Origin of the sequence: Streptomyces sp. NPDC058773 (assembly GCF_042746015.1) — a bacterium.
Taxonomy (GTDB): domain Bacteria; phylum Actinomycetota; class Actinomycetes; order Streptomycetales; family Streptomycetaceae; genus Streptomyces.
The window spans coordinates 128,139-139,605 of record NZ_JBHYPE010000012.1; the positions used below are offsets into that span (position 1 = coordinate 128,139).

General features: G+C 73.0%; 13 protein-coding genes. 11 read left to right on the top strand and 2 right to left on the bottom strand.

Annotated elements, in window-relative coordinates; genetic code table 11:
* Positions 1 to 17 precede the first annotated feature (17 nt).
* Positions 18 to 269, top strand: coding sequence for a hypothetical protein (locus tag ACFW5B_RS13815; protein ID WP_386438120.1), 252 nt, complete (start codon positions 18 to 20; stop codon positions 267 to 269).
* 135 nt (positions 270 to 404) lie between these two features.
* Here ACFW5B_RS13815 and ACFW5B_RS13820 read toward each other — a convergent pair whose 3' ends face one another.
* Entirely contained in the window at positions 405 to 1,652 is a 1,248-nt protein-coding gene (locus ACFW5B_RS13820; protein WP_386438123.1) for a threonine aldolase family protein, read from the bottom strand.
* Positions 1,653 to 1,870: 218 nt separating this feature from the next.
* Here ACFW5B_RS13820 and ACFW5B_RS13825 point away from each other — a divergent pair, with 218 nt between their 5' ends.
* The 10 genes from ACFW5B_RS13825 (at position 1,871) to ACFW5B_RS13870 (ending at position 10,635) form a co-directional block, all read left to right on the top strand.
* Positions 1,871 to 2,866, top strand: a complete 996-nt coding sequence (locus ACFW5B_RS13825; protein WP_386438126.1) for a Rossmann-like and DUF2520 domain-containing protein — start codon at positions 1,871 to 1,873, stop codon at positions 2,864 to 2,866.
* Positions 2,867 to 2,970: 104 nt separating this feature from the next.
* The gene (gene panC, locus ACFW5B_RS13830) at positions 2,971 to 4,182 is read left to right on the top strand and encodes a pantoate--beta-alanine ligase (protein WP_386438275.1); all 1,212 of its coding nucleotides are present in this window, start codon (positions 2,971 to 2,973) and stop codon (positions 4,180 to 4,182) included.
* Complete coding sequence (locus tag ACFW5B_RS13835) at positions 4,179 to 6,035, top strand: L-aspartate oxidase (protein ID WP_386438129.1); 1,857 nt, start codon at positions 4,179 to 4,181, stop codon at positions 6,033 to 6,035. Before panC ends, ACFW5B_RS13835 begins: the two co-directional genes overlap by 4 nt.
* A gap of 71 nt (positions 6,036 to 6,106) precedes the next feature.
* On the top strand, positions 6,107 to 7,171 hold the full coding sequence (nadC, locus tag ACFW5B_RS13840) for a carboxylating nicotinate-nucleotide diphosphorylase (protein WP_386438131.1): 1,065 nt from the start codon (positions 6,107 to 6,109) through the stop codon (positions 7,169 to 7,171).
* A 5-nt stretch (positions 7,172 to 7,176) separates the two neighbouring features.
* The gene (locus ACFW5B_RS13845; protein WP_386438134.1) at positions 7,177 to 7,974 is read left to right on the top strand and encodes a type III pantothenate kinase; all 798 of its coding nucleotides are present in this window, start codon (positions 7,177 to 7,179) and stop codon (positions 7,972 to 7,974) included.
* A 150-nt stretch (positions 7,975 to 8,124) separates the two neighbouring features.
* Entirely contained in the window at positions 8,125 to 8,739 is a 615-nt protein-coding gene (locus ACFW5B_RS13850) for a hypothetical protein (RefSeq protein ID WP_386438277.1), read from the top strand.
* Positions 8,740 to 8,785: 46 nt separating this feature from the next.
* Positions 8,786 to 8,965, top strand: coding sequence for a hypothetical protein (locus ACFW5B_RS13855; RefSeq protein ID WP_018092982.1), 180 nt, complete (start codon positions 8,786 to 8,788; stop codon positions 8,963 to 8,965).
* A gap of 170 nt (positions 8,966 to 9,135) precedes the next feature.
* Entirely contained in the window at positions 9,136 to 9,612 is a 477-nt protein-coding gene (locus ACFW5B_RS13860; RefSeq protein WP_386438279.1) for a BlaI/MecI/CopY family transcriptional regulator, read from the top strand.
* A 9-nt stretch (positions 9,613 to 9,621) separates the two neighbouring features.
* A complete protein-coding gene (locus ACFW5B_RS13865; RefSeq protein WP_386438137.1) occupies positions 9,622 to 10,140 on the top strand; it encodes an amino-acid N-acetyltransferase in 519 nt (172 codons plus the stop codon).
* A gap of 156 nt (positions 10,141 to 10,296) precedes the next feature.
* Entirely contained in the window at positions 10,297 to 10,635 is a 339-nt protein-coding gene (locus tag ACFW5B_RS13870; protein WP_018092985.1) for an Lsr2 family protein, read from the top strand.
* On the opposite strand, the gene ACFW5B_RS13875 is transcribed toward ACFW5B_RS13870, so the two are convergent.
* Positions 10,566 to 11,267: an SCO3374 family protein gene (locus ACFW5B_RS13875; protein WP_386438140.1), complete on the bottom strand. Its 702-nt coding sequence runs from the start codon at positions 11,265 to 11,267 to the stop codon at positions 10,566 to 10,568. The genes ACFW5B_RS13870 and ACFW5B_RS13875 overlap by 70 nt on opposite strands.
* Positions 11,268 to 11,467 lie beyond the last annotated feature (200 nt).

Here is an 11,467-nt window from a genome sequence, read left to right on the forward strand (position 1 = left end):
ACCGCACAGTGAGGGACATGAACGCCGGTCAGCAACACCTCCTCGACCTCTACCGCGCCGCCCGGCGAGGCGAAGCCGCACCGCCAGCCCCGGGCACCCACACCGTCGCCACCGCCCGCGAGATCCGCCGGTGGTTCCGCTTCCGCGCCGTCGTCAGGGCCCCCGCCGACCGCCTGCCGGCCCGTATCCGCCGCGTCGTGCGCTCGGTGGGCACGGCCTTCCGGCGCCGGGGGACAGGCGAGGCCCGCGGGGCCGTCCTCCGGCCCTGACGACTCACCTCAGGCCTCGCCACGTCCTCCCCGCATCACGTTCCATGTGCCTCGCCGCGTCCTGCCGCATGACGTTCCACATGCCCCGCCACACCCGCCCGCGTCACCTCCGGCACGCCCTCATGTCCTGCCGCATCACCCCACACCTTTGCCACGCCCTCCCGCACCGCCTCCCACACGTCTCACGAAGTCCATGAACTCCCCGGCCGCCGACCGGATGTCCGCGGCCGTCCAGCCCAGGGCCGCCGCGCCCGCCATGACCTCTGTCAGTGCCACCCCGGGCGGGCCGCCCGGACCCGGCTCGCGCCAGCCCCCGAACAGCACCGTCCCGGCTTCAACCGCCTGGCGCACGACGGCCTCGTTCAGCAGCGCGGGCGGTTGCGGCAGCCACACCTGGAACTGGTGGGTGTGCGGCACCGCGGGGTGCACCCGGAACCACGGCACACCGGCCCCGGCCAGGCCCTCGCCGAGCGCGTGGGCCACCACCTTCGCGTGGGCCACGTACTCCGGCAGCCGTGGCAGCTCTCGGTCCAGCCCGGCCAGGGCGGCCAGCGCGGCCGGCCACTGCTGGAACAGCCGGCCGCCGTACCGGTGCCGCCAGACCCGTGCCTCCTCGACGAAGTCCTCGCTGCCCGCGAGCGCGGCGCCCGCTATGCCGCCGAGCGACTTGTAGTAGGAGACGTACACGCTGTCCGCGAGGGCCGCGATCTCCGGGAGCGGGCGGCCGAAGTGCGGGCCGCACTCCCACAGGCGCGCACCGTCGAAGTGCACCACCGCCTCCCGGTCCCGCGCCGCCCCCACGGTCGCGGTCAGCTCGTCCCACGACGGCAGCACGAACCCGGCGTCCCGCAGCGGGAGTTCGAGGGCGAGGGTCCCGAACGGCTCCGGGAGGTCGTATATCTCCTCGGCGGTCGGTGGCCGCGGTGCGTTCGTCGGATGCACCATGCGCAGCCCGCTGACCACCGCGAAGGCATCGCCCTCATGGACTTCCAGATGTGACAGCGGATGGCCGGCGACCGTCGCGCTGCCCGTACGCCCCGCCCAGCAGCGCAGCGCCACCTGCTGGGCCATCGTGCCGGTCGGGAAGAAGACGGCGGCCTCGGCGCCCAGAGCGCCGGCGGTCCGGCGCTCCAGCTCGCCGATGACGCCGTCGTCGTTGCCGTAGACATCGGCCGGGGTGTCCAGGTCGTAGGCGTCCGGCGCCTCGGCGACCAGACGGTCCAGCCGCTCGCGGACCGTATCCCGCCGGACACCGTCCGGCAGCACCCGCCGTGCGGCGCGGAACGCCGCGTGCCTCCGCTCCTGGCCGACGGCCCGCGCCGCCCCGCCCGACGCGCCGTCCGCCCCGCCTGCACCCGCTTCCCGTGCGTCCGCTTCCCGCATCCGTCTCCTCCCCCTGATCCGGCCTGGCGCACGCTCTCCGCGTGCCGTCGCACCGATCGTCGCGCAGCGCCGCGCGGCTCCGCGACCCCTGTGGATAACTCTCGGGAGACCCCGGTCTCACCTTCCGTACAGCTCTGAAAGCCACCGGAAACACTCGCGTAGCATGGCGAGGAATCGTCCGGTACCCCCCGCGGACTGGAACGGAAGGCCATCGCCGCGTGAATGCAATCCCACCCCTCGAGGCCCAGGACCGACCCGCCCGGCTGACCGTCGGGGTCGTCGGCGCGGGCCGTGTCGGGCCCGCCCTGGCCGCCGCGCTGCAGCTCGCGGGGCATCGCCCGGTCGCCGTGTCCGGCGTGTCCGACGCCTCCGTACGCCGCGCCGCCCAGCTGCTGCCCGACGTTCCGCTGGTCCCCCCGGCCGAGGTGCTCGCCCGCGCCGACCTGGTCCTGCTGACCGTTCCGGACGACGCCCTGGCCGGCCTGGTGAGCGGCCTCGCCGAGACCGGTGCCGTACGGCCCGGCCAGCTGCTGGTGCACACCTCGGGGCGGTACGGCACGGCGGTCCTGGACCCGGCCACCCGCGCCGGCGCCCTGCCGCTCGCCCTGCACCCGGCCATGACGTTCACCGGCACCTCCGTGGACGTCCAGCGGCTGGCCGGCTGCTCGTTCGGGGTGACCTCGCCGGACGAGCTGCGGATGGCCGCCGAGGCACTGGTCATCGAGATGGGCGGAGAGCCCGAGTGGATCGCGGAATCCGCCCGTCCGCTCTACCACGCGGCGCTCGCCATCGGCGCGAACCACCTGGTCACGCTCGTCGCCCAGGCGATGGAGCTGCTGCACGACGCGGGGGTGCAGGCCCCGGACCGGATGCTGGGACCGCTGCTCGGCGCCGCCCTCGACAACGCCCTCCGGTCCGGTGACGCGGCGCTGACCGGCCCGGTCGCACGGGGCGACGCCGGTACCGTCGCCGCCCATCTCGCCGAGCTGCGCCGGCACGCGCCCCAGAGTGTCGCCGGGTACCGCGCCATGGCCCGTACGACGGCGGACCGGGCGCTGGCCCACGGTCTGCTGAAGCCGGAACTGGCCGAGGACCTGCTCGACGTGCTCGCCGACTCCGGAGACGGCCCCGGCACCACCCCGGGCGGTGCCCCCGAGGCCCCCGGCCACGGCCCCGACGCCCCCGGCCACGGCCCCGAGGGAGGCGACCGATGACCGCCTCGCCCCTGAGCCCGCCCCCCGGACCGGGCCCCCACCCGGACCCCGCCGCGGCACCGGACGTGCCCGTGAACCAGGAGCCGGACCAGCCCATGGACGCGATGGCCGAGAGCCGCCCCACCCAGCCCGTTCGCCCCGCCCGGCCCGTGCACCTCCTCCACACCGCCGCTGACCTCCGCGATCTGCCCCGCGGCGCCGGGGTCCGCGCCGTCGTCATGACCATGGGCGCGCTGCACGAGGGCCACGCCACCCTGATCCGCGCCGCCCGCCACCGCGCCGGACCGCAGGGCCAGGTCGTCGTCACGGTCTTCGTCAATCCGCTGCAGTTCGGGGCGGGCGAGGACCTGGACCGCTATCCGCGCACCCTGGAGGCGGACACCGAGCTGGCCGCCGCCGCGGGCGCGGACGTCGTCTTCGCCCCGTCCGCCGACGAGGTCTACCCGGGCGGAGAACCGCAGATCCGGATCACCGCGGGCCCCATGGGCACCCTCCTGGAGGGCGCCAGCCGCCCCGGGCACTTCGACGGGGTGCTGACCGTCGTCGCCAAGCTGCTGCATCTGACCGCGCCGGACATCGCCTTCTACGGGCAGAAGGACGCCCAGCAGCTCGCCGTCATCGCACGGATGGCGGCCGACCTCAACTTCCCCGTCGAGATCGTCGGCGTCCCCACGGTGCGCGAGGAGGACGGGCTCGCCCTCTCCAGCCGCAACCGCTACCTCTCCGCCCCGGAGCGGCGCACCGCGCTCGCGCTGTCGGCGGCGCTGTTCGCGGCCCGCGACCGGCTCGCCGCCGAGGAGGCGCTGCGCGCCCGCGCCGCCTCCACGGGCCACCCGGCGCAGGACCGTGCCGCGGCGCTGGCCGCCCTCGGCGAGGACCGGGCCGCCGCCGACGCGCACGCCGTCGCCTACGCCGCCGCGGGACTCCGGCACGGCCCGTCCGTGGCGCGCGCCGCGGCCCGTGCGGTGCTGGAGGACGCCGCCCGTCTGGAACCGCCGCTGCTCCTCGACTACCTGGCGCTGGTCGACCCGTCCGACTTCACCGAGATCCCGGACACCTACGAGGGCGAGGCCATCCTCGCGGTCGCCGCCAAGGTCGGCACCACCCGGCTGATCGACAACATCCGCCTGGTCTTCGGAGCCGGACGCTCCGGACCGGCCACCGCCCACCAGGGCGGCACAGGCACGGACACCGCCACTTCGGATGCCGCCGCCTCGGACACCGCCCTCTCGTACGGCCCCGCTTCCGACGCCCCCACCACCTCAGCCACCACACCGCCCACCACCCCCCAAGGCCCCCTCGGAGCGACCCGATGACCGCCACCGGAACAGGCACCGGCCCCGGCCCCGCAGCAGGCACCGGCATACGCCTGACCGCCCCCGCCCCCGGCTGGTCCATCGACGCGGACGTCGTCGTGGTGGGCTCCGGGGTGGCCGGGCTGACCGCCGCACTGCGCTGCGCCGCGGCCGGCCGCCGGACCGTCGTCGTCACCAAGGCCCGTCTGGACGACGGCTCCACGCGCTGGGCACAGGGCGGGATCGCGGCGGCGCTCGGCGACGGCGACACCCCGGAGCAGCATCTGTCCGACACCCTCGTGGCGGGCGCCGGACTCTGCGACGAGGCCGCCGTCCGCGCCCTGGTGACCGAGGGCCCGGACGCCGTCCACCGGCTGATCGGCACCGGAGCCCGCTTCGACACCGCCCCGGACAGCGACGAGATAGCGCTCACCCGCGAGGGCGGCCACCACCGCCCTCGTATCGCGCACGCCGGCGGCGACGCCACCGGGGCCGAGATCTCCCGTGCGCTGGTCGCCGCGGTCCGCGCCGCCGGACTGCGCACCATCGAGAACGCGCTGGTCCTCGACCTGCTCACGGACGCCGACGGCCGGACGGCCGGCGTCACCCTGCACGTCATGGGGGAGGGCCAGCACGACGGCGTCGGCGCCGTACACGCCCCGGCGGTGGTGCTCGCCACCGGGGGCATGGGCCAGGTCTTCTCCGCGACCACCAACCCGGCGGTCTCCACCGGCGACGGCGTGGCCCTGGCGCTGCGCGCCGGCGCCGAGGTCTCCGACCTGGAGTTCGTCCAATTCCACCCCACCGTCCTGTATTTGGGGCCGGAAGCGGAGGGCCAGCAGCCGCTGATCTCCGAGGCCGTACGGGGCGAGGGCGCCCACCTCGTCGACGCCGCCGGCACCCGCTTCATGGCCGGGCAGCACGAACTCGCCGAGCTGGCGCCGCGCGACATCGTCGCCAAGGCGATCCTGCGCCAGGCGCTCGAACAGGGCGTCGATCACATGTATTTGGACGGCCGGCACTTCGGTGCCCCGATGTGGGAAACCCGTTTCCCGACCATCCTCGCCGCCTGCCGCAGCCACGGCATCGACCCGGTCACCGAGCCGATACCGGTCGCCCCGGCCGCGCACTACGCCTCCGGCGGCGTACGCACCGATCTGCGCGGGCGCACGACGGTCCCCGGCCTCTACGCCTGCGGTGAGGTCGCCTGCACCGGCGTGCACGGCGCCAACCGGCTCGCCTCCAACTCCCTCCTGGAGGGCCTGGTCTTCGCGGAGCGGATCGCCGCGGACATCGCCGGGACGCCCGCCCCGGAGACCGCGGCGAGCGGCACGCCCGGCACTACGGACGGCGCCGCGCAGCTCCCCGAGGGCCCCGCCCCGCAGCACGCGCCCCGCACCGCCCTTCCGCTGCTCGCCCCGGAGACCCGTACGGCCGTGCAGCGGATCATGACCGCCGGCGCCGGTGTGCTGCGCAGCGCGGAGAGCCTGGCCCGTGCGGCCGCCGAACTGGACCGCCTCCACCGGGAGGCGACCGTGGCGGCCCGTCCGGCCGAAGGTGACGCACCGGCAACCGTGCCCGCCACCGGAGACACCGCAGCCTCCGCAGCCTCCGCCGCCGCACCCGCCGACCGTAAGGCCCCCGAGCCCGGCGTGGACGCCTGGGAGGCCACCAACCTCCTCTGCGTCGCACGGGTGCTGGTCGCCGCGGCGCAGCGCCGGGCGGAGACCCGCGGCTGCCATTGGCGCGAGGACCACCCGGACCGGGACGATGTCTCCTGGCGCCGCCATTTCCGCATCACCCTGGACGCGGACCGCGCGTTGACCCTCCGGATGACGGAGACCGCCGGCTTCCCGCCGACGGTCACCCCGTAGCCCCGACCGCACCGCCCGCCCAAGACAGCCCGCACCGCACACCCCACCTCCCCGAATACGGAGCGCACCCCGTGAGCAGCACCCCCGACGACCTCCCCCTCCTCCAGATCGGCGCCCCCACCGGCGGGGCCCCCACCGGGGGCTGCGGCGACGCCTGCGGCTGCGGCGACGACGGAAGCGCCTACGAGATCGACCCGCTGACCTGCGGTCTCGACCCCGACCTGGCCGCGCTCCTGGTGGCCGGCGGTCTCGACCCCGTCCAGGTGGAGGCCGTCGCACACCTCGCCCTGGAGGAGGACCTCGACCAGGGCGTGGACGTCACGACCGTGGCGACCGTCCCCGAAGACGCGGTCGCCACCGCCGACTTCACGGCCCGCGAGGCCGGAACGGTCGCCGGGCTGCGGATCGCCGAGGCGGTGCTGTCCCTCGTCTGCACCGAGGAGTTCGAGGTCGAGCGGCACGTCGAGGACGGCGACCGGGTCGCGGCCGGCACCCGGCTGCTGAGCGTCACCACCCGCACCCGTGACCTGCTCACCGCCGAGCGCAGCGCGCTGAACCTGCTGTGCCGGCTGTCCGGCATCGCGACCGCGACCCGGGCCTGGGCGGACGTCCTCGAAGGCACCGGGGCCAGGGTCCGCGACACCCGTAAGACGACGCCGGGCCTGCGCGCCATGGAGAAGTTCGCGGTGCGCTGCGGCGGCGGCGTCAACCACCGGATGTCGCTGTCCGACGCGGCGCTGATCAAGGACAACCACGTGGTCGCGGCGGGCGGCGTCGCCGCGGCGTTCACGGCCGTACGGACCGAGTTCCCCGGCGTCCCGATCGAGGTGGAGGTCGACCGCATCGACCAGATCCCGCCGATCCTCGCCGAGGGGGCCGATCTGATCCTGCTGGACAACTTCACCCCCGGGCAGACCCGCGAGGCGGTGGCCCTGGTCGCCGGCCGGGCGATGCTGGAGTCGTCGGGCCGGCTGACCCTCGACAACGCCCGCACCTACGCCGAGACCGGTGTCGACTACCTCGCGGTGGGCTCGCTCACCCACTCCTCCCCGATCCTCGACATCGGCCTCGACCTGCGCGAGGACGACGGCCAGGACGACGGGGGCGCGGCCGCCGACACCCGTGAGGACGGCTGACCGCCATGCTCCTGACGATCGACGTAGGCAACACCCACACCGTCCTGGGGCTCTTCGACGGCGAGGAGATCGTCGAACACTGGCGGATCTCCACCGACGCCCGGCGCACCGCCGACGAGCTCGCCGTCCTCCTCCAGGGCCTGATGGGCATGCACCCGCTGCTCGGCGACGACCTGGGCGACGGCATCGAGGGCATCGCCATCTGCTCCACGGTGCCCTCCGTCCTGCACGAGCTGCGCGAGGTCACCCGCCGCTACTACGGCGACGTGCCCGCCGTCCTGGTGGAGCCGGGCGTCAAGACGGGCGTGCCGATCCTCATGGACAACCCCAAGGAGGTCGGCGCCGACCGGATCATCAACGCCCTGGCGGCCGTCGAGCTCTACGGCGGACCCGCGGTGGTTGTCGACTTCGGTACGGCCACCACCTTCGACGCGGTCAGCGCGCGCGGCGAGTACGTCGGCGGCGTGATCGCGCCGGGCATCGAGATCTCGGTGGACGCGCTGGGCGTCAAGGGCGCCCAGCTCCGCAAGATCGAACTGGCCCGGCCGCGCAGCGTCATCGGCAAGAACACCGTGGAGGCCATGCAGTCCGGCATCCTCTACGGCTTCGCGGGCCAGGTCGACGGCGTGGTGCAGCGCATGGCGCGGGAGCTGGCCGATGACCCCGACGACGTGACCGTGATCGCCACCGGCGGGCTGGCGCCGATGGTGCTCGGTGAGTCCTCGGAGATCGACGAGCACGAGCCGTGGCTCACCCTGATCGGTCTGCGGCTGGTCTACGAGCGGAATATCGCCCGCTCGTAGCGGAACACCGTCCCGTCCGCAGAAGCCATTCCCGCCCCGGAAGACCGGTGGCGCGGCTCGCTGCCGCGCCACCGATCACGAATAAGCGGCTTTTGTCGGAATTGGTCGTAAAGTCGCCATATGCCAATGCCAAACGGAACCCGCGGCGGCATGGCGTTCAGCGCCGATGAGTTGCGTGTGCTCCGTCGCGCCCTCGCCCATGCCCTGCAGACGACGCCCCCCTCTGTCCCGCTCGGCACCCTCGGTCCCGAGTGGACCCAGGACATCCAGGATTACCTCCGGCTGGCCGAGGCGGTCGACGAGGCGGTCCGCGAAGGCGGCCGGCTGCGCGCCTTCCTCCTCGCCGACCTCACCCGCTACCGCGCCGCCCTGCCCGGCTCGGCCCCCGGCTATCTCGCCCGGCTCAAGGAGGCACTGGCGGCGGGCCATGTCCCCGGCCCCGACGATCTCGCCGCCCTGCGCTCGCTGCCGCGGTCCGGCGCAACGGCCGAGTGCGAGCGCCGCAGGGCCCTGCTGCGCCACTGCGAGCAGCTCGCCGAACAGTCCGTACGGACCCGGCTGCGCGCGCTGCCCGGCGGCCGCTGCGCGACCCGCGGCGGCCGGGAGCCGGAGCCCGAGCGGGAGCCGAAGCCGGAGCGCAAGCCGGCACCCGCCCCGGCACCCCGCCCCAAGGGCCCGCAGCGGGACCGGCCCATCCCCACACCGGGCGAGGTGTTCCCGCCCCGCCGCAAGCCCGCCCCGCCCCCCGAGAGCCGCACCGCCTGAGCGCTGCGTACTCTGGTATCTCACGCCCCGAAGGAGGCCATACGTCATGGATTACGTCGCAGCGCTGCTCCCGCCCGTGGTGATGGCCGTGGCCTTCACCGCTCTGATCGTGACGATCATCAAGAGCCAGGGCGGGGCCAACAAGGCCAAGGAGGACGCCGCCGTGGACGCCGCCCTGGCCCGCGCCGAATCCGCCGGTCAGGAGCCCACCGCACACGGCGCCTGAGCCGCCAGCCGCCCATCCGGCGGCCCGCACGCACCGTACGACCCGGGATGGACGTCCCGGGTCGTACGCCGTTTTCCGGCACAAACGCAACGAGATCAACGGGCATTCGCGACATCTCCCACTATTGTTCTTGTGTGCCGAGACGCTTGGGTGATCTGGAAGACGCGGTCATGACGCGGGTCTGGGAGTGGAACCGCCCGGTCACCGTTCGAGAAGTCCTGGAAGACCTGCAGAAGGAACGGTCCATCGCCTACACCACGGTCATGACCGTATTGGACAACCTTCACCAGAAGGGCTGGGTGCGCCGCGAAGCGGAAGGCCGCGCCTATCGATATGAGGCGGTCTCCACCCGCGCCGCCTACGCGGCAGCACTGATGAACGAGGCATGGTCCGCCAGCGACAACCCCGCGGCCGCTCTTGTCGCCTTCTTCGGCATGATGTCGCCGGAACAGCGACAGGCCCTGCGTGATGCCGTACGCATGGTCCAGGTCGACGAACCGGGAGACCCGGAACAACCGGCACAAGAGACGGAAGAGACCACGCCCGCGGAAGAACGTACGGCTCAAGCGGCACCCGAAGGAGCCGATGAAGCCGGGCCCGCCGAAGGGGATGAACCCGGGGCGAGTGCCACCGGCAAGGAGCGATAGCGTCCCGGCATGCCCCCGCATTCAAAAGGCCTCACCGTCCGCCGGGCCAGGACCAGCGATGTACCGGCCGTACGCCGCCTCATCGACGCCTACTCACGCGACGGGATCCTGCTCGACAAAGCCACCGTCACGCTTTACGAGGACATCCAGGAGTTCTGGGTGGCCGAGCGCGACGAAGACGCCGAGGTCGTCGGCTGCGGAGCGCTGCACGTCATGTGGGAAGACCTGGCGGAGGTCCGCACCCTGGCCGTCGATCCGCGGCACAAGGGGTCCGGAGTCGGCCACCAAGTCCTCGACAAGCTGGTGCGCACCGCGAGCTGGCTCGGAGTGCGGCGCATTTTCTGTCTCACCTTCGAAGTCGACTTCTTCACCAAGCACGGCTTCGTGGAGATCGGCGAAGCGCCGGTAGACGGTGATGTCTACAGTGAGCTGCTGCGTTCCTATGACGAGGGCGTTGCGGAGTTCCTGGGCCTCGAACGAGTGAAGCCCAACACCCTGGGTAACAGTCGGATGCTTCTGCACCTGTGATGAGTGTTCTATGTCCGAATCGCTCCCCTATCTCATGGGTACGGAAGCATGCGTTCCCCGCTCTGTGGGCAAGTGAACCCTACCCAAGGGTTTGTGTTTTTCCCGGAAAAGCGGTTTGCTTTCCGTCGTAATCCGCATTCGATGAAAGGGAAACCGGTGGCACAGAAGGTTCAGGTTCTTCTTGTCGATGACCTCAACGGTGGCGAGGCGGACGAGACGGTGACGTTCGCTCTCGACGGCAAGTCCTACGAGATCGACCTCTCTGACAGCAACGCCCAGAAGCTGCGCGACTCGCTCGCCGACTTCGTGAAGGCGGGCCGCCGTACCGGTGGCCGCGCTTCTTCGGGCCGTGGCAAGGCGCGTGGTGCGGCTTCCGGTGGCAGCCAGGACACCGCGAAGATCCGTGCCTGGGCCAAGGAGAACGGCTACAACGTCAATGACCGTGGCCGTGTCCCCGCCGACATTCGTGAGGCATTTGAGAAGGCCAACGGCTGATCGCCCTTCGCGCGGTCCGATTGGGCATTACGAGCACGCAACAACCGGGCACGGTGGCACTCCGTTGCCGCCGCGCTCACGAGTCGTACGAGGCCGGGGACGCCCCCGTCGTCCCCGTTTCCCGCCCCGAACCCCGTGGTGGGCAGGGAATTCTCGGTCTCGTACCCGGGCCGGGGAGGTCGCACCCATCGCGCGGCCTCCCGGGAACCGAATCCGTATGACGGTGCCCCGGCAGGGGGGAACGCCGGCGCGGGCATCCGGTCTCCGGTCCCACGCGCCGTGAGTTCCGGGACAAGCGCGCCCCACTCCAGCCATTCCAGGATTCCCGGGAGTTCCTCGGCACCACCGGCCGCGATGAGCATGAGCAATTTCGGCCGATCGTCCTGGTGATTCCCGTCGCATCCGGCCCGAAGGAGCGCCACCGGGCCGGTCCGCGGCAATCGCCGTAGTACGGCACTTCCCGCGTCGGCCGGCATCTCCAGGGCATCGAAGCGCAGACCCGTCGGCAGCTCCACCGGCTCCGTTCCGGTGGTCGGCCAGCCCAGCTCTTCCTCGTACCACCGGCGAACGGCGGTGAGGGGGCTGCGGGGGCGCGGAAGCACGCGGGCCATGCCCGGTGCAACTCCCCACATCCCAGGAAGTTACGCTGGGTACACGGCTCGGCACTCGCCGTGCTGACGGAAGAGGCGCGGGGAGGCATGCGAGGGCGTGCGGATGTTCGCCCGTAGCGGATGGAAGCGCCCCGCGCCGCATGGAGTGTCAGTGGCAGCGGGTAAGACAGTCTCAGTGGGAAGAGGCGGTGTGACCGGCGCCCGAGGCGTTCCGCCCCGGC

Bases quoted from the DNA above. Each gene is read 5' to 3' on its own strand.
- ACFW5B_RS13815 (WP_386438120.1), top strand. From the start codon at position 18: ATGAACGCCGGTCAGCAACACCTCCTCGACCTCTACCGCGCCGCCCGG.
- ACFW5B_RS13820 (WP_386438123.1), bottom strand. From the start codon at position 1,652: ATGCGGGAAGCGGACGCACGGGAAGCGGGTGCAGGCGGGGCGGACGGC.
- panC (WP_386438275.1), top strand. From the start codon at position 2,971: ATGGCCGAGAGCCGCCCCACCCAGCCCGTTCGCCCCGCCCGGCCCGTG.
- ACFW5B_RS13835 (WP_386438129.1), top strand. From the start codon at position 4,179: ATGACCGCCACCGGAACAGGCACCGGCCCCGGCCCCGCAGCAGGCACC.
- ACFW5B_RS13845 (WP_386438134.1), top strand. From the start codon at position 7,177: ATGCTCCTGACGATCGACGTAGGCAACACCCACACCGTCCTGGGGCTC.
- ACFW5B_RS13850 (WP_386438277.1), top strand. From the start codon at position 8,125: ATGGCGTTCAGCGCCGATGAGTTGCGTGTGCTCCGTCGCGCCCTCGCC.
- ACFW5B_RS13855 (WP_018092982.1), top strand. From the start codon at position 8,786: ATGGATTACGTCGCAGCGCTGCTCCCGCCCGTGGTGATGGCCGTGGCC.
- ACFW5B_RS13860 (WP_386438279.1), top strand. From the start codon at position 9,136: ATGACGCGGGTCTGGGAGTGGAACCGCCCGGTCACCGTTCGAGAAGTC.
- ACFW5B_RS13865 (WP_386438137.1), top strand. From the start codon at position 9,622: ATGCCCCCGCATTCAAAAGGCCTCACCGTCCGCCGGGCCAGGACCAGC.
- ACFW5B_RS13875 (WP_386438140.1), bottom strand. From the start codon at position 11,267: ATGTGGGGAGTTGCACCGGGCATGGCCCGCGTGCTTCCGCGCCCCCGC.